The sequence below is a fragment of the Streptomyces sp. NPDC023157 genome (assembly GCF_055560575.1).
This window is the reverse complement of the sequence record NZ_JBVHIL010000010.1, coordinates 271,133-293,096: the sequence shown is the minus strand read 5'-3', so window position 1 is coordinate 293,096 and position 21,964 is coordinate 271,133. Positions and strand designations below refer to the sequence as shown.

At 70.3% G+C, this 21,964-nt stretch carries 20 protein-coding genes; 16 read left to right on the top strand and 4 right to left on the bottom strand.

The features are described from left to right. The first annotated feature begins 84 nt into the window (after nt 1-84). The 3 genes from ACZ3ZE_RS32125 to ACZ3ZE_RS32115 all read left to right on the top strand — a co-directional run bounded on the left by ACZ3ZE_RS32125 (nt 85) and on the right by ACZ3ZE_RS32115 (nt 4,509). The gene (locus tag ACZ3ZE_RS32125; RefSeq protein WP_361169793.1) at nt 85-792 is read left to right on the top strand and encodes an HAD family hydrolase; all 708 of its coding nucleotides are present in this window, start codon (nt 85-87) and stop codon (nt 790-792) included. Nucleotides 793-1,267: 475 nt separating this feature from the next. After that, entirely contained in the window at nt 1,268-2,857 is a 1,590-nt protein-coding gene (locus tag ACZ3ZE_RS32120; protein WP_361169790.1) for an ABC transporter substrate-binding protein, read from the top strand. Nucleotides 2,858-2,925: 68 nt separating this feature from the next. After that, the gene (locus ACZ3ZE_RS32115; protein WP_361623333.1) at nt 2,926-4,509 is read left to right on the top strand and encodes an ABC transporter substrate-binding protein; all 1,584 of its coding nucleotides are present in this window, start codon (nt 2,926-2,928) and stop codon (nt 4,507-4,509) included. A 73-nt stretch (nt 4,510-4,582) separates the two neighbouring features. Here the strand turns inward: ACZ3ZE_RS32115 and ACZ3ZE_RS32110 are convergent, their stop codons facing one another. Together ACZ3ZE_RS32110 and ACZ3ZE_RS32105 are read right to left on the bottom strand one after the other, a co-directional pair. Continuing rightward, nucleotides 4,583-5,254, bottom strand: coding sequence for a response regulator (locus ACZ3ZE_RS32110; protein ID WP_132914643.1), 672 nt, complete (start codon nt 5,252-5,254; stop codon nt 4,583-4,585). An 11-nt stretch (nt 5,255-5,265) separates the two neighbouring features. Continuing rightward, entirely contained in the window at nt 5,266-6,195 is a 930-nt protein-coding gene (locus ACZ3ZE_RS32105; RefSeq protein ID WP_361169783.1) for a RecB family exonuclease, read from the bottom strand. A 183-nt stretch (nt 6,196-6,378) separates the two neighbouring features. Here ACZ3ZE_RS32105 and ACZ3ZE_RS32100 point away from each other — a divergent pair, with 183 nt between their 5' ends. The 3 genes from ACZ3ZE_RS32100 (at nt 6,379) to ACZ3ZE_RS32090 (ending at nt 9,181) form a co-directional block, all read left to right on the top strand. Beyond that, on the top strand, nt 6,379-7,512 hold the full coding sequence (locus ACZ3ZE_RS32100) for a site-2 protease family protein (RefSeq protein ID WP_361170248.1): 1,134 nt from the start codon (nt 6,379-6,381) through the stop codon (nt 7,510-7,512). Nucleotides 7,513-7,530: 18 nt separating this feature from the next. Further along, the gene (locus ACZ3ZE_RS32095; protein WP_132914640.1) at nt 7,531-8,418 is read left to right on the top strand and encodes a tRNA (adenine-N1)-methyltransferase; all 888 of its coding nucleotides are present in this window, start codon (nt 7,531-7,533) and stop codon (nt 8,416-8,418) included. Between the two features lie 202 nt (nt 8,419-8,620). Continuing rightward, nucleotides 8,621-9,181, top strand: coding sequence for a hypothetical protein (locus ACZ3ZE_RS32090; RefSeq protein ID WP_361169780.1), 561 nt, complete (start codon nt 8,621-8,623; stop codon nt 9,179-9,181). Nucleotides 9,182-9,214: 33 nt separating this feature from the next. On the opposite strand, the gene ACZ3ZE_RS32085 is transcribed toward ACZ3ZE_RS32090, so the two are convergent. Further along, nucleotides 9,215-9,526, bottom strand: a complete 312-nt coding sequence (locus ACZ3ZE_RS32085) for a ferredoxin (protein ID WP_329419198.1) — start codon at nt 9,524-9,526, stop codon at nt 9,215-9,217. A 253-nt stretch (nt 9,527-9,779) separates the two neighbouring features. Here ACZ3ZE_RS32085 and arc point away from each other — a divergent pair, with 253 nt between their 5' ends. The 5 genes from arc to prcA all read left to right on the top strand — a co-directional run bounded on the left by arc (nt 9,780) and on the right by prcA (nt 15,439). After that, nucleotides 9,780-11,546, top strand: a complete 1,767-nt coding sequence (gene arc, locus ACZ3ZE_RS32080) for a proteasome ATPase (RefSeq protein WP_361169777.1) — start codon at nt 9,780-9,782, stop codon at nt 11,544-11,546. Nucleotides 11,547-11,710: 164 nt separating this feature from the next. Beyond that, nucleotides 11,711-13,222, top strand: a complete 1,512-nt coding sequence (gene dop, locus ACZ3ZE_RS32075) for a depupylase/deamidase Dop (protein ID WP_361169774.1) — start codon at nt 11,711-11,713, stop codon at nt 13,220-13,222. Nucleotides 13,223-13,399: 177 nt separating this feature from the next. After that, nucleotides 13,400-13,612, top strand: coding sequence for a ubiquitin-like protein Pup (locus ACZ3ZE_RS32070; protein ID WP_015032443.1), 213 nt, complete (start codon nt 13,400-13,402; stop codon nt 13,610-13,612). Nucleotides 13,613-13,770: 158 nt separating this feature from the next. Beyond that, nucleotides 13,771-14,610: a proteasome subunit beta gene (gene prcB, locus ACZ3ZE_RS32065; protein WP_361169768.1), complete on the top strand. Its 840-nt coding sequence runs from the start codon at nt 13,771-13,773 to the stop codon at nt 14,608-14,610. A 49-nt stretch (nt 14,611-14,659) separates the two neighbouring features. Beyond that, the gene (prcA, locus tag ACZ3ZE_RS32060) at nt 14,660-15,439 is read left to right on the top strand and encodes a proteasome subunit alpha (RefSeq protein ID WP_361169765.1); all 780 of its coding nucleotides are present in this window, start codon (nt 14,660-14,662) and stop codon (nt 15,437-15,439) included. Nucleotides 15,440-15,510: 71 nt separating this feature from the next. Here the strand turns inward: prcA and ACZ3ZE_RS32055 are convergent, their stop codons facing one another. Beyond that, nucleotides 15,511-16,590, bottom strand: a complete 1,080-nt coding sequence (locus ACZ3ZE_RS32055; RefSeq protein WP_442305830.1) for a LacI family DNA-binding transcriptional regulator — start codon at nt 16,588-16,590, stop codon at nt 15,511-15,513. Between the two features lie 64 nt (nt 16,591-16,654). Here ACZ3ZE_RS32055 and ACZ3ZE_RS32050 point away from each other — a divergent pair, with 64 nt between their 5' ends. The 5 genes from ACZ3ZE_RS32050 to ACZ3ZE_RS32030 all read left to right on the top strand — a co-directional run bounded on the left by ACZ3ZE_RS32050 (nt 16,655) and on the right by ACZ3ZE_RS32030 (nt 21,952). After that, nucleotides 16,655-17,995, top strand: coding sequence for an MFS transporter (locus tag ACZ3ZE_RS32050; RefSeq protein ID WP_361169759.1), 1,341 nt, complete (start codon nt 16,655-16,657; stop codon nt 17,993-17,995). Nucleotides 17,996-18,004: 9 nt separating this feature from the next. Further along, nucleotides 18,005-19,366 (top strand): Pup--protein ligase, encoded by a 1,362-nt coding sequence (gene pafA, locus ACZ3ZE_RS32045; protein ID WP_361169756.1) that lies wholly within the window; start codon nt 18,005-18,007, stop codon nt 19,364-19,366. Nucleotides 19,367-19,484: 118 nt separating this feature from the next. Beyond that, nucleotides 19,485-20,423: an FKBP-type peptidyl-prolyl cis-trans isomerase gene (locus ACZ3ZE_RS32040; protein ID WP_361169753.1), complete on the top strand. Its 939-nt coding sequence runs from the start codon at nt 19,485-19,487 to the stop codon at nt 20,421-20,423. A 62-nt stretch (nt 20,424-20,485) separates the two neighbouring features. Beyond that, nucleotides 20,486-20,866: an FKBP-type peptidyl-prolyl cis-trans isomerase gene (locus ACZ3ZE_RS32035; protein ID WP_361169750.1), complete on the top strand. Its 381-nt coding sequence runs from the start codon at nt 20,486-20,488 to the stop codon at nt 20,864-20,866. Between the two features lie 129 nt (nt 20,867-20,995). Beyond that, entirely contained in the window at nt 20,996-21,952 is a 957-nt protein-coding gene (locus ACZ3ZE_RS32030) for a helix-turn-helix transcriptional regulator (protein WP_361169747.1), read from the top strand. The last annotated feature ends 12 nt before the right edge of the window (nt 21,953-21,964 follow it).

Genomic DNA, 21,964 nt, shown 5'->3' with positions numbered 1-21,964 from the left:
GGTCGGTCCAGTGCAGAGGCCGGTCGCCCTACCCCCGTACCGGGGTGGGCGGCCGGCCTTCTCGTCCCTTGATGGAGGTGTGCCGTGACCAGTACGGTCCCCGCGTCCTTGTTCCGTGCCCACGGCAGCTCCGCCCTGCAGGCGGTCTTCCTCGACATGGACGGCACCCTGGTGGACACCGAGGGCTTCTGGTGGGACGCGGAGGTGGAGGCCTTCGCGGACCTCGGGCACCGGCTCGACGTCGCCTGGAAGGAGATCGTCGTCGGCGGCCCGATGACCCGCAGCGCGGGCTATCTCATCGAGGCGACCGGCGCCGACATCACCCTGGAAGAGCTCACCGTGCTGCTCAACGAGAAGTTCGAGCAGCGCATCGGCCGTGGTGTGCCGCTGATGCCGGGCGCCGAGCGGCTGCTCGCCGAACTGGTCCGGCACAACATTCCGGCCGCTCTGGTGTCGGCCTCGCACCGCAGGATCATCGACCGGGTGCTGCACTCCCTGGGGCGCGACCACTTCGCGCTGACGGTCGCCGGCGACGAGGTCAGCCGTACCAAGCCGCACCCCGAGCCCTATCTGACCGCCGCCGCGGGCGTGGGTGCCGATCCGGCGCTGTGCGCCGTCATCGAGGACACGGCGACCGGTGTCGCGGCGGCCGAGGCGGCCGGCTGCCGGGTCGTCGCGGTGCCCTCGGTCGCCCCGATCGCGCCCTCCGCGGGCCGGGTCGTGGTGCGCTCCCTCGAGGAGGTCGACGTGCCGTTCCTCCGGACCCTGATCTCCTCCCCGGTCGCTTCCTGAGGCTCCTCGGAGGCCGGTTCCGAGGACAGGATCTGAGCTTTATTTGAGGTTCAATGTCCGAAAAGGGCTCTGCGTGACCTTGGTCACGCAGAGTGCCGACCCAGGGGTGATCCTCGGACAGGGTGTGTCCGGAACATGTCGATTCCCTCGCACCCATGTGTCCCGTTTCGATAGATGACGCACGAATCATGCCGACGCATGATTATCGATGCCCTCGCATTCATGATCACTGTGCGGTGATCGCGTGGCCCCCCGACGTCCTCCGGCGGCGGCTCGGCCCACTAATCTTTCGCGAGTACTCCGCCGCACCCTCCGCGTGCCCCGGCGCTCACCCAAGTCGCCGCGCACGCAGGACCGATCGCACCCCATCCCGGCCCGATCGCCCCCGCCCCGACCGGGCGGCCCGGCGGAGTGAACGATGCCGCTGTACCCAGTGCCGGCCGTCACCCGGGGCCGGATGAGGAGAACGTCCCAGATGAACCGCAAGACCCTGGTGCTGCCAGTCGTGGCCGCACTGCTCACCCCCCTGCTCGCCGCCTGTGGTGGAGGGGACAAGAGCAGAGCGATCGTCGTGGGCACCACGGACCAGTTCGTCGCGACCGAGGACGCCCCCGCCCCGCTCGACCCGGCGTTCGCCTACGACACCGGCGCCTGGAACGTCCTGCGCCAGACCGTGCAGACCCTGATGCACGTCCCGCGCGGCAGCGGCCAGCCGGTCCCCGAGGCCGCCGAGAGCTGCGGCTTCTCCGACAAGCAGAGCGAGAGCTTCCGCTGCAAGCTGCGCGAGGGCCTCACCTTCGCCGACGGCACCGCGATCACCGCCGAGGACGTCAAGTTCTCCATCGAGCGCGTGCTCGCCATCAAGTCGGACAACGGCACCGCCGCGCTCCTGTCCAACATCGACACCGTCGAGACCAAGGGCGACCGCGAGGTGGTCTTCCACCTGAGGACGCCCGACGCGACCTTCCCGTACAAGCTGTCCACCCCCGTCGCCGGCATCCTCAGCAAGGACAAGTACGACGGCAAGCAGCTGCGCACCGGCTTCGACGTCGACGGCTCCGGTCCGTACACGATGAAGACCGAGCGCGACGGCGACAAGGTGACGAAGTTCGTCTTCACCAAGAACGCCCACTACAAGGGCGACATCACCCTGCGCAACGACCGGGTCGAACTCCGCCCCTTCTCCGACGCCTCCAGCATGGACACGGCGCTGGAGAAGGACGAGATCGACATGATGGCCCGCACCATGTCGCAGCCGCAGATCAAGGACCTCACCGAGAAGCCCAAGGACGGCATCGAGCTCACCGAGGTCCCCGGTCTGGAGATCCGCTACCTCGCCTTCAACACCAAGGCCCCCTCCGTCGAGGACAAGGCCGTACGACAGGCCATGGCCGCCGTCATCGACCGCGGCGCCCTGGTCAACGAGGTCTACGGCCCCACCGCGCAGCCGCTCTACTCGCTGATCCCCTCCAGCATCACCGGCCACTCCACCTCGTTCATCGACACCTACGGCGAGCCGGACACCGCCAAGGCCGCCAAGATCCTGCGCGACGCGGGCGTCAAGACGCCGGTCAAGGTCACCCTGCACTACACCACCGACCACTACGGCGCCGAGACGGCCAAGGAGTTCGAGGCCCTGCGCGGCCAGCTCAACGCCACCCGCCTCTTCGACTCCCAGATCCAGGGCACCGAGTGGTCCAAGTTCCGCCCGGCCCAGAAGCGCGGCGACTACGCCGTCTACGGGCTCGGCTGGTTCCCGGACTACCCGGACCCGGACAACTACATCGCGCCGTTCCTCGACAGCGACAACTTCCTCAACACCCCCTACGTCAACCAGTCCGTCCGTGACCGGCTGATCCCGCAGTCGCGCCGACAGGCCGACCGCACCGCCGCGGCCCCCGTCTTCGAGCAGATCCAGAAGATCGTCGCCAAGGACGTCCCCGTCCTGCCCCTGTGGCAGGGCAAGCAGTACGTCGCCGCGCGCGACGACGTCACCGGCGTCGAGTGGGCGCTGAACACCTCCTCCGACCTCCTCCTGTGGGAGCTCGGCCGCGGCACCGCCTGACCCCTTCGTTGTACCGGCCGCGCAGCCGTTGCGCGGCCGGCCTGGCAAGAGATCAAGAGGCAAGTTCTGTGAAGGCACACAACAAGTGGCTGACGGCCCCGCTCGCGGCGGGTCTCGCGGCCGCGATGCTCAGCGGCTGCGGAACCGAGCAGGGCGGCGGCTCCGGCGGCTCCGGTGACGCGGTCCGCGTCGGCATGTCGGACGAGATCCTGGCGACCGACCCCGCCGCCGGTTACGACCCCGGCTCCTGGCTGCTGTTCAACAACGTCTTCCAGTCCCTGCTCGCCTTCCCGAAGGGCGGCTCCGAGCCCGAGCCCGAGGCCGCCGACAAGTGCGGCTTCGCGGCCGGCAGCAGGGTCTACACCTGCACCCTCCGCGAGGGCCTGAAGTTCTCCAACGGCAACCCGCTCACCTCCGAGGACGTCAAGTTCTCCTTCGAGCGCTCCCTGAAGATCGACGACCCCTCCGGCCCCGCGCCGCTGCTCTCGACCATCGACTCGATCGAGACCCCCGACGAGCGGACCGTCGTCTTCAAGCTGAAGGTCCCCGACGCCACCTTCCCGAGCAAGATCGCCTCCGGCGCCGGCTCCATCGTCGACCACCGCGAGTACGCCGACGGCTCGCTGCGGACCGACGGCAAGGCGATCGGCTCCGGCCCGTACAAGCTGGACTCGATCAGCGACACCGAGGCCGTCTTCTCGGTCAACTCCGGCTACCACGGCAACGCCAAGGCCAAGAACGAGGGCGTCACCCTCAAGCTGTTCCGCGGCGACCGCGCGGCCCTCTCCAAGGCCCTCGCCGCCAACGAGATCGACGTCGCCTACCGAGGCCTCGCCGCCGACGACATCGCCGCCCTCGAAGCCTCCGAGACCACGGACGACAAGGGCATCGAGATCGTCCAGGGCAGCAGCGCCGAGGTCCAGCACCTGGTCTTCAACGTCAAGGACCCGGTCGTCGGCAAGCTGGGCGTCCGCAAGGCCATCGCCCACCTCGTCGACCGCGACGCGCTCGTCCAGAACGTCTACAAGTCGACCGCCACGCCGCTCTACTCGATCGTCCCGGCGGGCATCGCGGGCCACAACACGGCCTTCTTCGACACCTACGGCAGCCCCGACCCGGCGAAGGCCAAGAAGGCCCTGCGCTCGGCCGGCATCACCGCCAAGGTCAAGCTCACCCTCTGGTCCACCCCCAGCCGCTTCGGCCCGGCCACCGACCAGGAGCTCAAGGCGATAGCCGGGCAGCTCAACGAGAGCGGCCTCTTCGACGCCGACGTGAAGTCCGTCGAGTACGACCAGTACGAGAAGGACATCGCCGCCGGCAAGTACGGCGTCTACGTCAAGGGCTGGGTCCCCGACTACCCCGACGCCGACAACTTCACCGCGCCGTTTTTCGGTGAGGGCAACGTCCTCGGCAACAACTACCAGAACGCCACCATCACCGGCGGCCTCATCCCGAAGACCGCCGCCGCCGCGGACCGCTCCGCCACCAGCCAGGACTTCGGCAAGCTGCAGGACATCGTCGCCGACGAACTGCCGCTGCTCCCGCTCTGGCAGGGCAAGCAGTACGCCGTCGCCCGCGACAACGTCACCGGCCTGGAGTGGACCCTGGACGCGTCCACCGTCTTCCGCTTCTGGGAGATCAAGAAGAGCTGACGCCACCGCCCGTACGACGAGGGGCCCGGCACGCGCGACGCGTACCGGGCCCCTCGCCGTGCTCCGCGGGAGACTACTGCGCCCCCGGGCGCACCAGACCGCTCTCGTACGCGTACACCGCCGCCTGCACCCGGTCCCGCAGGCCCAGCTTCGTCAGCACATGACCCACATGGGTCTTCACGGTCGTCTCGCTGACGAACAGGTCCGCCGCGATCTCCGCGTTCGACAGACCGCGCGCCACCAGCTTCAGCACCTCGACCTCACGGTCGGTCAGCGTGTTCAGCGTGTCCGGGACCTGCTCCTCGCCCGAGGGCAGATGCGCCGAGTACTTGTCCAGGAGCCGGCGCGTGATCGACGGGGCCAGCATCGCCTCGCCCGCCGCGACCACCCGGATCGCCTGCACGAGCTCCGTCGCCGGGGCGTCCTTCAGGAGGAAGCCGCTGGCCCCCGCCCGCAGCGCCTCCACCACGTACTCGTCGAGGTCGAAGGTGGTCAGCACCAGCACCTTCGCCGGACCGTCCCGGCCCGGGCCGGTGATCTGCCGGGTCGCCTCCACGCCGTCCATCCGGGGCATCCGGATGTCCATCAGCACCACGTCGGGCTGCAGCGCCCGCACCTGGTCCAGCGCCTGGAGACCGTCACCGGCCTCACCCACCACCGCGATGTCCTGCTCGGCCTCCAGGATCATCCGGAAACCGGTGCGCAGCAGGGGCTGGTCGTCGACCAGTAGAACGCGGATGGCCACGGGAAACTCCTTCACGGGGCGGGCTGGACCGCACCCATTCTGCCCTGACCGTCCTCCTCGGCCCGACCGCCCTCGTCGGACGCCCCCGACTCCGCCGGGCGGGCGGGCACCACCGGCAGCGGATACACCGGGGGAGTGCCCCCGAACTCCGGGCACACCGCCTGGTGGTCGCACCAGCCGCACAGCTTCGTCGGCCGGGGCCGCCAGTCACCCGACTCCGTCGCCAGCCGGATCGCCTCCCACAGGGCGAGCAGCTTGCGCTCCACCCGCAGCAGGTCCTCCTCCACCGGGTCGTACGTCAGCACGTCCCCGCTGCCCAGGTAGACCAGCTGCAGACGGCGCGGCACCACGTCCTTCAGGCGCCAGATCACCAGCGCGTAGAACTTCATCTGGAACAGCGCGCCCTCGCTGTACTCCGGGCGCGGCGCCTTGCCGGTCTTGTAGTCGACGATCCGCACCTCGCCCGTCGGCGCCACGTCGACCCGGTCGATCACCCCGCGCAGCCGCAGCCCCGACGCCAGCTCCGTCTCCACGAACATCTCGCGCTCGGCCGGCTCCAGACGCGTCGGGTCCTCCAGCGTGAACCACCGCTCGACCAGCGCCTCCGCCTCCGTCAGCCACTGCGCGAGACGCTCGCCCTCCGGGTCCTCCGCGAACAGCTCGCCCAGCTCGGGCCGCGAGCCGAGCAGCCGGTCCCACTGGCCCGGGATCAGCGCCTTCGCCCGCGGCGCGGTCCGCTCCACGGCCGGCGCGTCGAAGAGACGCTCAAGGACCGCGTGCACCAGGGTCCCGCGCGTCGCCGCCGGGCTCGGCTTCTCCGGCAGCCGGTCGATCACCCGGAACCGGTACAGCAGGGGACACTGCATGAAGTCGCTCGCCCGCGACGGCGACAACGACGTGGGCGTCCGGGGCCCCGCCGGCGGATGCTCGCTCGTACTCATGACTCAGACCCTACGGCCCGCCACTGACAGCGAGCGGAATACCATCGACTCAGGACCCCGTCGCACTGCATGATCGAACCGTGACCGAGTGACGCGGGCCATGCAGCTCGGCGACGAAAGGAACCCGTGAACCAGGACGAGTCCAAGCCGCAGCGGACCGAGGAGCCGGGTGGCGGCATCCTCATGGGCCGGCCCTTCGGCGTGCCGGTCTATGTCGCGCCCAGCTGGTTCCTGGTCGCCGCCCTCATCACCTGGGTCTTCGGCGACCAGATCGAACGCGTCCTGCCCGAGCTCGGCGCCGCGCGCTACCTGGTCTCGCTGTTCTTCGCGATCGCCTTCTACGCGTCCGTCCTCGTGCACGAACTGGCCCACACCCTCGCCGCGCTCCGCTTCAAGCTGCCGGTGCGGCGCATCCAGCTCCAGTTCTTCGGCGGCGTCTCCGAGATCGAGAAGGAGACCGAGACCCCCGGCCGCGAGTTCCTCCTCGCCTTCGTCGGCCCGCTGCTCTCCCTCGTCCTCGCCGGGATCTTCTACCTCGGCCTGTACGCCGTCGAGCCCGGCACCGTCCCCGGCGTCCTCCTCGGCGGCCTGATGATCTCCAACCTGATCGTCGCCGTCTTCAACCTGCTGCCCGGCCTGCCCCTCGACGGCGGCCGGATGCTCCGCGCCGTCGTGTGGAAGATCACCGGCAACGCCATGACCGGCACCGTCGCCGCCGCCTGGATCGGCCGCGCCCTCGCCGTCACCGTCCTCATCGGCCTGCCGCTGCTCACCCGCACCGGCTTGTTCGGCAACTCCACCGAGGACATCTCCGGCTTCACCACCGTCACCGACGCGCTGCTCGCCGCCATCCTCGCCGCGATCATCTGGACCGGCGCCGGCAACAGCCTGCGCATGGCCCGGCTGCGCGAACACCTCCCCGAGCTGCGCGCCCGCACCCTCACCCGGCGCGCCGTCCCCGTCGAGTCCGCCACCCCGCTCTCCGAGGCCCTGCGCCGCGCCAACGAGGCCGGCGCCCGCGCCCTGGTCGTCGTCGACGGCCACGGCGGCCCGACCGGCATCGTCCGCGAGACCGCCATCGCGAGCGTCCCCCAGCACCGCCGCCCCTGGGTCGCGGTCAGCGCCCTCGCCCAGGACCTCTCCGAGGGCATGAAGGTCCCCGCCGAGCTCACCGGCCAGCCCCTCCTGGACTACTTGAGGGCCAGTCCCGCGACCGAGTACCTGGTCGTCGAGGAGGGCGGCGAGATCTACGGCGTGCTCTCCACGGCCGACGTGGAGCGGGCCTTCGTCAAGGCCATGGCACGACCCTCCTCGTAATCCCGGTACTCTGTTCGCATGTCCGAACCGACCGGTGCCGCCCGCCGTCGCGGGCCCTTCAAGGTCGGGGACCAGGTCCAGCTCACCGACCCCAAGGGACGCCACTACACGTTCACGCTCGAGGCCGGGAAGAACTTCCACACCCACAAGGGTGCCTTCCCCCACGACGAGCTGATCGGTGCTCCCGAGGGCAGTGTTGTCCGTACCACGGGAAACGTCGCCTACCTCGCGCTGCGCCCCCTGCTCCCCGACTACGTCCTGTCCATGCCCCGCGGCGCCGCCGTGGTCTACCCCAAGGACGCGGGGCAGATCCTGGCCTTCGCCGACATCTTCCCCGGCGCCCGTGTCGTCGAGGCCGGTGTGGGCTCCGGCTCGCTCAGCTCCTTCCTGCTGCGCGCCATCGGTGACAGCGGCATGCTGCACTCCTACGAGCGCCGCGAGGACTTCGCCGAGATCGCCAAGGGCAACGTCGAGCGCTACTTCGGCGGCCCGCACCCCGCGTGGCAGCTGACCGTCGGCGACCTCCAGGACAACCTGTCCGACACCGAGGTCGACCGCGTCATCCTCGACATGCTCGCTCCCTGGGAGTGCCTGGAGGCCGTCTCCAAGGCGCTCGTCCCCGGCGGCATCCTCTGCTGCTACGTGGCCACCACCACGCAGCTCGCCCGCACCGTGGAGTCCATCCGCGAGTTCGGCTGCTACGCCGAGCCGCAGCCCTGGGAGTCCATGATCCGCAACTGGCATGTCGAGGGTCTGGCCGTGCGCCCCGATCACCGCATGATCGGCCACACCGGCTTCCTCGTCACCGCCCGCCGCCTGGCGGACGGCGTCGAGCCCCCGATGCGCCGCCGCCGGCCCTCCAAGGGCGCCTACGGCGAGGACTACGAGGGTCCCAACAAGGGCTGACGCCCCGACAACGCACGCGTGCCGCCGTCGAGTTCCCGCCCCCGGGCGCGGAAGTCGACGGCGGCACCTTCATGTTCGGCTTCCCGCGCGCGGGCGCCGCCGGTGCTCGGGCCGCGGCCGACCCCGCCTGTTCCGCGCGCCTGTGACGTGTGGCACGATGCCCGCAACTCCTTCCGCGCCACCCTCACAGGAGACTTCTCGCGTGCAGACCTCCGCCGTCCCGGACCTCGCGCACACCCGGGCCCGTCCGGTGCACTGGCTGGCCACCGCCACCGCGATGGCCGGAGTCGTCGCCCTCGCGGGCCTGCTCCAGCCCGGCGCCGCCGGAGCCACCGCCGCCCCCGCGCCGAGACCCGCCCCGGACGCCGCCACGGCCCACTTCCCGCTGACGTGCGGGGGAGGGCCCAGCAAGATCGCCCAGTGGGCCGGCGGGGACCTGGACGGCGACGGAAACCCCGAGACCGTCGCAGTCGTACACTGCGAAGCCGGCTCCGGAACGCCGCCCAGCGGCATCTACGTACTCACCCACGGCAAGGGCGCCGGCGCCTCCGCCGCGCGCGTCGTGGCCACCCTCGTGGAGCCCTCGGAGCTGAAGAGCGTGAGCGGTTTCGCCGTACGGGACGGAGCGGTACGCGCCACCCTGCTCGGCTACTCGTCGCCCGACGTCCCCAGCTGCTGCCCCGACCAGAGCGAGGCGGTGACCTGGCGCTGGAAGGGCGGAGCCTTCGTCCGCGCCGCCCAGAGCGAGCCGCGCGGGGTCTGACCCGAGGGGCCCGCGGGGCCCCTCAGGGAGCCGTCACTCGGCGTCGGGGCCGTACACCTCGACGCCGTCCGCGACCCGGCGCACGTGGATGCAGTCTCCCGGGCACTCCTTCGCGGAGTCCACCACGTCGGTCAGCAGAGTGAGCGGTACGGGGGTCGTCGCCCCCGGCGCCTGGAGCAGCTCGTCGTCCGCGCTCTTCACATAAGCGAGCCCGTCGATGTCCAGCTCGAAGACCTCGGGAGCGTACTGCGCGCAGATCCCGTCCCCGGTGCACAGGTCCTGGTCGATCCAGACCTCCAGCGCCTCGTCGGCGGCCGTGGCCGGGGCCTCGTGCTGCACGGTCATATCTCCTGCCGTTTCTGCGTCGCGCGGGCGAGCCGCAAGTAAGTCCGGTCAAGCCTGACGGGTGTTGACCACCCACGACGATACAACCGCCCGCTTTTGCATTGTCCGGCGGTGGGTATTCCCCTGGCGTGAGGGGAAGCGCAAGGGTGAAGATCGGACACACCCCGGAGTCTTTTTGATCTAGGGGTTTCAATCATCACCCACCCAGGTAGGGTCAGGAAGCGTCCAGCTCCCCTTGGAGGAGGTGAGGACCGTGGCAGCCCACGACGACGACATCAACCGCGGCATCCGGCCGGGGCGGGGGTCTGAGGACCCCGCCGGCCAGGTTGCCTATCTCGAGCAGGAAATCGCCGTCCTGCGCCGCAAGCTCGCCGACTCTCCGCGACACACGAGGATTCTCGAGGAGCGGATCGTCGAGCTGCAGACGAACCTGGCCGGCGTGTCCGCGCAGAACGAGCGGCTCGCCCATACGCTCCGTGAGGCCCGCGACCAGATCGTGGCCCTCAAGGAGGAGGTCGACCGGCTCGCCCAGCCGCCGGCCGGCTTCGGTGTCTTCCTGCAGGCCAACGAGGACGGCACGTGCGACATCTTCACCGGGGGCCGCAAGCTCCGGGTGAACGTCAGCCCCAGCGTCGAGCTCGACGAGCTCAGGCGGGGCCAGGAAGTCATGCTCAACGAGGCGCTCAACGTGGTCGAGGCCATGGAATTCGAGCGTGCCGGGGACATCGTCACCCTCAAGGAGATCCTCGAGGACGGCGAGCGGGCCCTGGTCATCGGGCACACCGACGAGGAGCGGGTGGTCCGGCTCGCCGAGCCGCTCCTCGACATCACCATCCGTCCCGGCGACGCCCTGCTCCTGGAACCCAGGTCGGGCTACGTCTACGAGGTGGTCCCCAAGAGCGAGGTCGAAGAGCTCGTCCTCGAAGAGGTCCCGGACGTCGACTACGACAAGATCGGCGGCCTGGGCAACCAGATCGAGCTGATCCGCGACGCCGTCGAGCTCCCGTACCTCTACCCGGACCTCTTCAAGGAACACGAACTGCGGCCCCCGAAGGGCATCCTGCTCTACGGCCCGCCCGGCTGCGGCAAGACGCTCATCGCCAAGGCCGTCGCCAACTCCCTTGCCAAGAAGGTCGCCGAGGTGACCGGCCAGCCCGCGGGGAAGTCCTACTTCCTCAACATCAAGGGCCCCGAGCTCCTCAACAAGTACGTCGGCGAGACCGAGCGGCACATCCGCCTCGTCTTCCAGCGTGCCCGGGAGAAGGCGAGCGAGGGCACCCCCGTCATCGTCTTCTTCGACGAGATGGAATCCCTCTTCCGCACCCGCGGATCCGGTGTCAGCTCGGACGTGGAGAACACCATCGTCCCCCAGCTGCTCGCCGAGATCGACGGCGTGGAAGGCCTGGAGAACGTCATCGTCATCGGCGCCTCCAACCGCGAGGACATGATCGACCCCGCCATCCTGCGGCCCGGCCGGCTCGACGTGAAGATCAAGATCGAGCGTCCGGACGCGGAAGCGGCCAAGGACATCTTCGCCAAGTACCTGACCGCCTCCCTCCCGCTGCACGCGGACGACCTCTCCGAGCACAGTGGCTCGAAGGCGGCGGCCGCCCACGCGATGATCCAGTCCGTGGTCGAGCAGATGTACGCGGAAAGCGAGGAGAACCGCTTCCTCGAGGTCACGTACGCCAATGGCGACAAGGAAGTCCTGTACTTCAAGGACTTCAACTCCGGAGCGATGATCCAGAACATCGTCGACCGGGCCAAGAAGATGGCCATCAAGGCATTCCTCGACCACGACCAGAAGGGCATTCGCGTCTCCCACCTCCTCCAGGCCTGCGTGGACGAGTTCAAGGAGAACGAGGACCTGCCCAACACCACCAACCCGGACGACTGGGCCCGGATCTCCGGAAAGAAGGGCGAGCGGATCGTCTTCATCCGCACCCTCGTCACCGGAAAGCAGGGCGCGGACACCGGTCGATCCATCGACACGGTGGCGAACACCGGTCAGTACCTGTAGGAACGCGCACCGGCTGCGGGTGTCCGGAACCGGACGTCCGCAGCCGTCGTTTTCCACTCACCGATCCGCTTCTGATCTCCCCGTACACGCGAGGCCGCTCTAGGCTCGTGGGTACCGCCGCGACACGCATGATGCGGGGAGCGGCGCCGGGCAAGGAGGGCCGCATGACCGTACGGCGAGTAATGGGCATCGAGACGGAGTACGGGATCTCCGTCCCCGGGCACCCCAACGCCAATGCCATGCTCACCTCGTCCCAGATCGTCAACGCCTACGCGGCGGCGATGCACCGGGCGCGCCGCGCCCGCTGGGACTTCGAGGAGGAGAACCCGCTGCGGGACGCCCGCGGCTTCGACCTCGCCCGCGAGGCCGCCGACTCCAGCCAGCTCACCGACGAGGACATCGGCCTCGCCAACGTCATCCTGACCAACGGGGCGCGGCTCTACGTGGACCACGCCCACCCCGAGTACAGCTCGCCCGAGGTCACCAACCCCCGCGACGCGGTCCTGTGGGACAAGGCTGGCGAGCGGATCATGGCCGAGGCCGCCGTGCGGGCCGCCCAGCTCCCCGGTGCCCAGCCCATCCACCTCTACAAGAACAACACCGACAACAAGGGCGCGTCCTACGGCACGCACGAGAACTACCTGATGAAGCGGGAGACCCCCTTCTCGGACATCGTGCGCCACCTGACGCCCTTCTTCGTCTCCCGCCAGGTCGTCACCGGCGCCGGCCGGGTCGGCATCGGCCAGGACGGCCGGGAGCACGGCTTCCAGATCAGCCAGCGGGCGGACTACTTCGAGGTCGAGGTCGGCCTGGAGACCACCCTCAAGCGCCCGATCATCAACACCCGCGACGAGCCGCACGCCGACGCGGAGCGGTACCGCCGCCTCCACGTGATCATCGGCGACGCCAACCTCTCCGAGATCTCGACCTATCTGAAGCTGGGCACGACGGCCCTGGTCCTCTCCATGATCGAGGACTCCTTCATCACCGTCGACCTCGCCGTCGACCAGCCCGTGCGCACCCTCCACCAGGTCTCCCACGACCCGACGCTCCAGTACCTCGTCACGCTCCGCAGCGGCCGGACACTCACCGCGGTCCAGCTTCAGATGGAGTACTTCGAGCTGGCGCGCAAGTACGTGGACGAGCGGTACGGGGCGGACGCCGACGAGCAGACCAAGGACGTCCTGGCCCGCTGGGAGGACACGCTCAACCGGCTGGAGAACGATCCGATGAGCCTGGCCGGCGAGCTGGACTGGATCGCCAAGCGGGAGCTCATGGAGGGCTACCGGCGCCGTGACGGCCTGGACTGGGACGCCGCCCGGCTGCACCTGGTCGACCTCCAGTACGCCGACGTGCGCCCCGAGAAGGGCCTGTACAACCGCCTGGTGGCCCGTGGGCGCATGAAGCGCCTGATGGACGAGCCCACGGTGGAACGGGCGGAGACGAGCCCTCCCGAGGACACCAGGGCCTATTTCCGCGGCCGCTGCCTGGAGCAGTACGCGGACGACGTGGCCGCCGCCTCCTGGGACTCGGTCATCTTCGACCTGCCCGGGCGCGACTCGCTCCAGCGGGTTCCGACCCTGGAACCCCTGCGGGGTACCCGGGAGCACGTGAAGGACCTCCTGGACCGCTGCCGCACGGCGGAGGAACTGGTCCGCGTCCTGTCCGGCGGCTGAGAAAGCGCGGCGCGATTTCCGGATTCCCCGGGCGCGGCTGAAATGCCCGGGGACTGGGAATCATGGGAGCAGTGCCCGGACGTTGTAGAAACTGCGGGGCCGATGTCAGTCCCGGCTTGTAGGGTCTGATCTTGTAGGGATCCGAACGAGCGGGCCGATTCGAGCGGGGTGAGGTTTATGGCGACCAAGGACACCGGCGGCGGACAGCAGAAGGCGACGCGTTCCACCGAGGAGGTCGAGGAGACCACCACGGAGGCGAGCTCCGACCTCAAGGAACGCCAGGAGAAGCTCTCCGACGACGTGGATTCCGTCCTCGACGAAATCGACGACGTGCTGGAGGAGAACGCCGAGGACTTCGTGCGGTCCTTCGTGCAGAAGGGCGGCGAGTAGCCGCTCCGGCGAGCCTGTCGCCTCCGTCCCCGGAGCCCCGGAAAAGCCGTGGGCCCGGGGACGGATGACAGGCACGGGCACGGGTAAGGTCCGTGCACAGCAAGCAAGATCGGCCCGCGCGTCCCACGGCGGGCCGTCGTCCCCACGGAAGGAAACGCGTGGAAGCCAACTCTCGTGGTATCGGGCGTCTGCCGGCGGCCTTCCTGACGCCGGGCTCGTCCTCGTTCCTCGACTTCCTCGCCGACCACTCGCCGGAGCTGCTCCCGGGCAACCGCAGGCTCCCCGAGGGGATCGTCGAGGCGCCCCACGGCACGACCATCGTCGCCGCCACCTTCCCCGGCGGCGTGGTGCTCGCCGGCGACCGGCGGGCGACGATGGGGAACATGATCGCGCAGCGGGACATCGAGAAGGTGTTCCCGGCCGACGAGTACTCCGCGGTCGGCATCGCCGGCACGGCGGGTCTCGCGGTGGAGATGGTGAAGCTGTTCCAGCTGGAGCTGGAGCACTTCGAGAAGGTGGAGGGCGCGACCCTCTCCCTGGAGGGCAAGGCCAACCGCCTGTCCACGATGATCCGCGGCAACCTCGGCATGGCCATGCAGGGCCTCGCCGTCGTCCCGCTCTTCGCCGGCTGGGACGAGGGCAAGGAGAAGGGCCGGATCTTCTCCTACGACGTCACCGGCGGCCGCTCCGAGGAGCACGGGTACGCCGCCACCGGCTCGGGCTCGATCTTCGCGCGCGGGTCGATGAAGAAGCTCTACCGGGAGGACCTGACCGAGCAGCAGGCCACCACGCTCGTCGTCCAGGCGCTGTACGACGCGGCGGACGACGATTCGGCGACCGGCGGGCCCGACCTGGCCCGCAGGATCTTCCCGATCGTCACCGTCATCACCGACGAGGGCTTCCGCAGGCTCACCGAGGCGGAGTCCTCCGAGCTGGCCCGGTCGATCACCGAGCGGCGTCTCCAGCAGCCCGACGGGCCGCGTGCCGCCCTGCTCTGACCACGCGTCGCCTCCCTGTAGAAGCCCAGAAGAAAGGGACGGATAGCCGGTGTCCACGCCGTTCTATGTCTCACCCCAGCAGGCCATGGCCGACCGGGCCGAGTACGCCCGCAAGGGCATCGCCCGGGGCCGCAGCCTGGTCGTCCTCCAGTATGCCGACGGCATCGTCTTCGTCGGCGAGAACCCGTCCCGCGCGCTGCACAAGTTCAGCGAGATCTACGACCGGATCGGCTTCGCCGCCGCCGGCAAGTACAACGAGTACGAGAACCTGCGGATCGGCGGTGTGCGCTACGCGGACCTGCGCGGCTACACCTACGACCGCGACGACGTGACGGCCCGCGGTCTGGCCAACGTCTACGCCCAGACCCTGGGCACCATCTTCTCCAGCGCGGGCGAGAAGCCCTACGAGGTGGAGCTGGTGGTCGCCGAGGTCGGCGCGGAGCCCGAGGGCGACCAGATCTACCGGCTGCCGCACGACGGATCGATCGTGGACGAGCACGGCTCGGTCGCGGTCGGCGGCAACGCGGAGCAGATCAGCTCCTTCCTGGACCAGCGGCACCGCGACGGGATGTCCCTCGCCGAGGCGCTCAAGCTGGCTGTGCAGGCGCTCTCCCGGGACACCAACGGCACCGAGCGGGAGATCCCCGCGGAGCGCCTGGAGGTCGCCGTCCTGGACCGGACGCGCCCGCAGCAGCGCAAGTTCAAGCGGATCGTCGGCCGGCAGCTGGTGCGTCTGCTCGGCGCGGACGACGCGGCGGTCGCGAAGACGGACGACCCGTCCGACGAGGTCGACGAAGCCGCCGACACCGCCGAGGGCGGCGAGGAGTAGTTCCGCCGGACACGCGGAGGGCCCCGGGACCGTCTACGGTTCCGGGGCCCTCCGCGTGCCGGGGGCGCGGTTCAGCGGGCCGGTGCGGGGCCGGAGGAGGCCCGGGTGGCCAGGCTGACGGGCAGGTCGCCGTGTTCCGGCTCGCGGCCGTCCAGGACGGCCAGCAGCGCGGCCATGCCCCGTTCGCCGATGCGCTCGGCGGGCAGCCGCACGGTGGTGAGCTCGGGTTCGACGGCGGTGGCCAGGGCCAGGTCGTCGAAACCGGTCACGGAGAGGTCCTCGGGCACCCGCAGCCCGAGCCGCCGGGCCGCCTTGCAGGCTCCGGCCGCCAGGATGTCGTCGTCGCACACGAGGGCGGTGGGCCGGGGCCCCGGCCCCGAGAGGGCCCGCTGGGCGGCCTCACGGGCGCCCTGGACGTCGAGCGGGGCGCGGACCGTCCGTACCGTCACCCCGCTCAGGGCCTCGGCGAGGGCGGCGGCGCGGACGTCGAAGGTCCAGGACGACACGGCCGAGGCCAGGTGCAGGAAGCTGCGGTGGCCGAGGGCCAGCAGGTGGCCGGTGACCTGGCGCATGCCGTCGGCGACGTCCAGGTTCACGTGGGCCGTGGCGCCGGTGTCGGAGGGGTCGCTGTCGAGCATCACCAGCGGCAGGTCGGTGCCCCGGAAGGCCTTGAGGGCGTCGGTGGCCATGGAGGACGCGATGACGCCGTCCAGGGCGGCCCTGGCGGAGGCGAAGGGGTCCTTCGCGGGGCCGACGCCGTCGGGGGAGGGGTAGAGCACCACGCCGAAGCCGTGCCGGGCCGCGACGGTCGCCGCGCCGGTGTAGACCCGGGCGAAGAACTCGTTGGTGAGGGCCGGCACGACCAGGAGGGCCGTCCTGGTGCTGCCGAGGCGCAGGTTGCGGGCGGCGAGGTTGGGGCGGTAGCCGAGCGCGGCGGCGGCCTCGCGGACGGCGCCCGCGGTGCGCTCGGAGACCCGGCCGCGCCATTTGTCGCCGAGCACGAGGGAGACGGTGGCCTGGGAGACCCCGGCCGCCCTGGCGACGTCGCGGCTGGTGGGGCGGCTCCCGCTGAAGGGTTCCGGGCTGTGCACTCGTGCCTCCGCGGCGGCTGGTGGTCCGGCACGCGGGGTGGACCGGCGCGCTGCGGTCATGGTACGTATGACCCGACACGTTATACGTAAAACCTGGGGCTGCGGCCCAGGGAGGGGAGACGACATGGCCACCGAGGCCGGGGCGAACGGCGGCTATCTCGACATCCTGAAGGCACCGCACGCGGTCCGACTGCTGGCCGGCACCCTGGTCGGCCGGCTCCCCAACGGCACCGGACCGATCGCCATCACCGTGTTCACGCGCGCCGAGGGCGGCAGCTACAGCCTGGCCGGCGGCCTCATCGCCGCGTACGGCCTCGCCACCGCCGTCGGCCAGCCGCTGCTCGGCCGCGCCGTCGACCTCAAGGGGCAGCCCCGCGTCCAGCTCCCGGCCGCCCTGATATCCGCCCTCGGCATGGCGGCCCTGGCCGTCACCGGCATCGGCAACCTCCTCCTGGCCTTCGCCGCCGTCCTGGTCGCCGGACTCTTCACACCGCCCCTGGAGGGCGGCCTGCGGGCCCTGTGGCCGAGCGTCCTCGGCCGCGAGGACCGGGTCCACCGGGCGTACGCCCTGGACGCCGTGGCCCAGGAGGTCATGTTCACCGTCGGGCCGCTGCTGCTGACCCTCCTGGTCTCCCTCTGGTCGCCCGCCGCCGCCTTGGTCGTCATCAACCTGCTCGGCGTGCTCGGCGCCCTGTCGGTGGTCCTCTCCGAGCCCTCCCGCAGCTGGCGCTCCGCCCCCCGCGAGGCGCACTGGCTCGGCGCGCTGCGCTCGCGGGGGCTGCTCGCGCTCCTCGCCTCGTTCTTCTTCGTCGGGCTCGCCCTCGGCTCCATCACGGTCGCGGGCGTCGCCTACGCGGACGACCGCGGCAACGAGGCCGTCTACGGCTGGCTCATGGCCGCCCTCGGCCTCGGCGCCCTGATCGGCGGCGTGTTCTACGGCGCCCGCCAGTGGGCCGGCGCCCCCGAGCGGCGGCTGCGGGTCCTGGTGCTGCTGCTGGCCCTCGGCTACCTGCCGCTGATGCTGGTGCCCGGCCCGCCCGCCATGACCGCCCTGGCCGCCCTCTCCGGCGTCTTCCTGGCCCCCGCCCTCGCCTGCGCCTTCCTCGTGGTGGACCGCCACGCGCCCGCCGGCACGGTCACCGAGGCCTTCTCCTGGCTCGTCACCACCTTCGGCGTCGGCGCGGCCCTCGGCTCGGCCGTCTCCGGACCCGTCGTCGAACTCGCCGGGACCCCGGCCGGATTCGCCGTGGCCGGCGTCGGCGGCTTCGTCGCCTTCCTGGTCCTCGCCGCCACCGGCCGCGTCCTCGGCGGCGACCCGCCCGCGCCGCGGGTGCGACACGCCGTCAGCGGGGGCGCCGGGAACACCGGCCCCGACGCCGTACGGGCCGAAAACAACACGCGCTCATCGGAAAATGATCGAAACGGGGTCGTCGAACCCGGTTTCAGCACAGGCCATCAGGCGTAATGTTCAGACATGGACCGCCGCATTTTCGGGCTGGAGAACGAGTACGGCGTCACGTGCACGTTCAGGGGACAGCGCCGACTGTCTCCTGACGAAGTGGCGCGCTACCTCTTCCGCCGTGTCGTGTCATGGGGCCGCAGCAGCAATGTCTTCCTGCGGAACGGCGCCCGCCTGTACCTGGACGTGGGTTCGCATCCGGAATACGCAACTCCCGAATGCGACAACGTGGTCGAACTGGTCACGCACGACAAGGCAGGCGAGCGCATTCTCGAAGGACTCCTCGTCGACGCGGAACGCCGCCTGCACGAGGAGGGAATCGCGGGCGACGTCTATCTCTTCAAGAACAACACCGACTCTGCGGGAAACTCGTACGGCTGCCATGAGAACTATCTGGTCGCCCGGCACGGAGAGTTCTCCCGGCTCGCGGACATCCTCATTCCGTTCCTCGTCACCCGCCAGCTGATCTGCGGCGCCGGAAAGGTGCTGCAGACTCCGCGCGGCGCCGTCTACTGCGTCTCCCAGCGGGCCGAGCACATCTGGGAGGGCGTCAGCTCCGCCACCACCCGCTCGCGCCCCATCATCAACACCCGCGACGAACCGCACGCGGACGCCGAGCGCTACCGCAGGCTCCACGTCATCGTCGGCGACTCCAACATGTCCGAGACGACCATGCTCCTCAAGGTCGGCGCCACCGACCTCGTGCTGCGCATGATCGAGGCGGGCACCGTGATGCGCGACCTGACCCTGGAGAACCCGATCCGGGCCATCCGCGAGGTCAGCCACGACATCACCGGCCAGCGCAAGGTGCGCCTCGCCAGCGGCCGGGAGGCCTCCGCCCTGGAGGTCCAGCGGGAGTACTACGAGAAGGCCGCCGACTTCGTCGACCGCCGGGGCATCCGCAGCGGCGTCGTCGCCCAGGTCCTGGAGCTCTGGGGCCGGACGCTCGACGCGATCGAGCAGGAGCAGCTCGACCGCATCGAGACCGAGATCGACTGGGTCATGAAGTACCGGCTCATCGAGCGCTACCGGGCCAAGCACAACATGACCATGTCGCACCCGCGGGTCGCCCAGATAGACCTCGCGTACCACGACATCCACCGCCGCCGCGGGCTGTACTACCTGCTCCAGAAGAACGGCCAGGCGGCCCGGATCTGCAACGACGTCAAGATCTTCGAGGGCAAGTCGGTGCCCCCGCAGACCACCAGGGCCCGGTTGCGCGGCGACTTCATCCGCCGCGCCCAGGAACAGCGCCGGGACTTCACGGTCGACTGGGTGCACCTGAAGCTCAACGACCAGGCCCAGCGCACCGTGTTGTGCAAGGACCCGTTCCGTTCGGTCGACGACCGGGTGGAAAAGCTGATCGCCGGTATGTAGCAAGGATCCTGACGTGTCCGTCGGCCCCGCACGTTTCACGTGCGGGGCCGACGGCATCACAGGGCGGTCCCCTAGAGTGTCGGGACAACTACTGTGCCGTCTGAGATCTGAGGAACTAGTGCGCCGACTTGCCGGCCTGCTCGTCGTCCCGCTGCTGCTGCTCTCCACAGCGGCCTGCGGCAGTGACGACCAGGGCTCCGATTCCGGTTCGATGAAGAACGGTCTCCCCGCCATCACCGCGGGCGAGAAGTTCGGGGAGAAGCCGACCCTCGCCAAGGGCGTGGGCGACCCGCCGAAGGCCCTCAAGGTCAACGTCATCAGCGAGGGCAAGGGCGCGGTCACGAAGAAGGGCGACGCGCTCCAGGTGAACTACCTGGGCCAGGAGTGGGACGAGAGCACCCCCTTCGACAACAGCTTCGACCGCAAGCAGCCCTTCGACGTGACGCTGGGCGCCGGCCAGGTCATCAAGGGCTGGGAGCAGGGTCTGGAGGGCCAGAAGGTCGGCAGCCGCATCGAGATCGGCATCCCGCCGGAGCTCGGTTACGGCCCGCAGGGCCAGGGCGACATCAAGCCCAACGCCACCCTGGTCTTCGTGGTCGACATCCTGAAGGCCGTCACCATCCCGAAGTCCGCCGAGGGCACCCCGGTCGCCCAGGACGACAAGAACCTGCCGCAGGTCGGTACCAACACCGACGGCAAGCAGCCCTCGCTGACCGTTCCCAAGGTCGCCCCGCCGACCAAGCTGGTCTCCAACTACGTCCTGGAGTCCAAGGGCGAGGTCGTCGCGGCCACCGACACGGTCGTCGTGAACTACGTCGCCGCCCTGTGGAAGGACGGCAAGGTCTTCGACTCGACGTACACCACGGGCAAGCCCGCCAACTTCCCGCTGGCCAACCTCACCCTGAAGGGGCTGAAGGACGGCATCGCGGGCAAGAAGGTCGGCAGCCGGGTCCTGATCGTGGCCCCGCCGTCCGAGGCCTTCGGCGACCAGGAGAAGCAGGGCATCCCGAAGAACTCCACCCTGGTGTTCGCCGTCGACATCCTGGCGAAGATGTAAGACTGTCCTGTTCGCGCGGACCGTCGTCCGCGCGGTTCACGGTTTGTATGAGGAGCACTGCAGTGAGCATCGAGAAGCCCGAGGTCGACTTCCCGGGCGGCGAGCCGCCGGCCGACCTGGAGATCAAGGACATCTGGGAGGGCGACGGTGAGCTCGCCGAGGCCGGCGACTTCGTCAAGGTCCACTACGTGGGTGTGTCCTTCGACTCCGGCGAGGAGTTCGACGCCTCCTGGAACCGTGGCGCGCCGCTGGACTTCCAGCTCGGTGTCCGCCAGGTCATCGAGGGCTGGGACAAGGGCGTCCAGGGCATGAAGGTCGGCGGCCGTCGCCAGCTGGTCATCCCCGCGCACCTCGCCTACGGCGAGCGCGGCGCCGGCGGCAAGATCGGCCCCGGCGAGACGCTGATCTTCGTGTGCGACCTCGTGGGCGTGGCGAAGCGCTGACCCGGACACCGGGTCGACCCCAGGGCCCCCGCCTCCACGGCGGGGGCCCTCGGCTTTTGTCCGGACACCCCGGGGCGGTACGGTCGGACGTCCGAGAAGTGGATCCGGCAGAAGAGGTGCGGGGCGTCGATGGCGATTGCCAAGGCCGAGCGGCTGATGAATCTAGCGCTGTGCCTGCTCGGAACCCGCCGCCCGCTGAGCAAGCGGGAGCTCCGGGGCTCCATCGAGGCGTACATGGAGGCCACGGCCGAGGACGCCTTCAACCGCATGTTCGAGCGGGACAAGGACGACCTGCGCGAGCTCGGCCTGGTCATCGAGACCGTCGAGAACCTGGACGGCGACACCGGCTACCTGGCCCGCCGCGACTCCAACCGGCTGCCGGCGATCACCCTCGACGCCGAGGAGGCCGCCGCCCTCGGACTGGCCGCCAAGGTCTGGCAGCAGGCCCGCCTCGCCGGGGCCGCGAGCGGCGCCCTGCAGAAGCTGCGCGCCGCCGGCATGCCGGAGGCGGAGGACTCGTACGACTCCCAGGCCAGCGCCCTGGAGCCGCGCATCCCGGTGCACGAGGCCGCCTTCGAGCCGCTGATGCTGGCCTGCCGCGACCGGCGCCCGGTCGTCTTCGATTATCACAAGGCCAACGCCGCCCGCCCCGGGACCCGGCACGTCGAGCCGTGGACCCTGGAGTGCTGGCGCGGCCACTGGTACCTGGCCGGCTGGGACCGCGACCGCGGCGCCGAGCGGGTCTTCCGCCTCTCCCGTATCACCGGCAAGGTCCGCTCCCGGGCCGGCGCCTTCACCGCGCCGGTGCCCGATGTCGTCACCGTCCGGGAGACCGTCGAGAGCTGGGCGGGGGAGACCGCCACCCGCTCGGCCCGGATCCGGCTGCGGGCCGGGGCGGGCTACCCGCTGCGGTCCCGCGCCCAGTCCGTGCAGGAGGGACCGGACGGCTGGGACGAGCTGGAGATCCCGTACGGGCACGGCCTCGACGCCTGGCTCGTGGAGTTCGGCCCCGACGTGGTCGTGCTGGAGCCCGCCGATCTGCGGGCCGACGTGGTGGAGCGGCTGCGCGCCGTGGCCAAGGGCTGAGGGGGAAGGAAC

Coding starts and splice junctions, on each gene's coding strand:
- ACZ3ZE_RS32120 (WP_361169790.1), top strand. CDS start 1,268: ATGAACCGCAAGACCCTGGTGCTGCCAGTCGTGGCCGCACTGCTCACC.
- ACZ3ZE_RS32105 (WP_361169783.1), bottom strand. CDS start 6,195: ATGAGTACGAGCGAGCATCCGCCGGCGGGGCCCCGGACGCCCACGTCG.
- ACZ3ZE_RS32100 (WP_361170248.1), top strand. CDS start 6,379: ATGGGCCGGCCCTTCGGCGTGCCGGTCTATGTCGCGCCCAGCTGGTTC.
- ACZ3ZE_RS32095 (WP_132914640.1), top strand. CDS start 7,531: ATGTCCGAACCGACCGGTGCCGCCCGCCGTCGCGGGCCCTTCAAGGTC.
- ACZ3ZE_RS32085 (WP_329419198.1), bottom strand. CDS start 9,526: ATGACCGTGCAGCACGAGGCCCCGGCCACGGCCGCCGACGAGGCGCTG.
- dop (WP_361169774.1), top strand. CDS start 11,711: ATGACCGTACGGCGAGTAATGGGCATCGAGACGGAGTACGGGATCTCC.
- ACZ3ZE_RS32070 (WP_015032443.1), top strand. CDS start 13,400: ATGGCGACCAAGGACACCGGCGGCGGACAGCAGAAGGCGACGCGTTCC.
- ACZ3ZE_RS32055 (WP_442305830.1), bottom strand. CDS start 16,590: ATGACCGCAGCGCGCCGGTCCACCCCGCGTGCCGGACCACCAGCCGCC.
- ACZ3ZE_RS32050 (WP_361169759.1), top strand. CDS start 16,655: ATGGCCACCGAGGCCGGGGCGAACGGCGGCTATCTCGACATCCTGAAG.
- pafA (WP_361169756.1), top strand. CDS start 18,005: ATGGACCGCCGCATTTTCGGGCTGGAGAACGAGTACGGCGTCACGTGC.
- ACZ3ZE_RS32030 (WP_361169747.1), top strand. CDS start 20,996: ATGGCGATTGCCAAGGCCGAGCGGCTGATGAATCTAGCGCTGTGCCTG.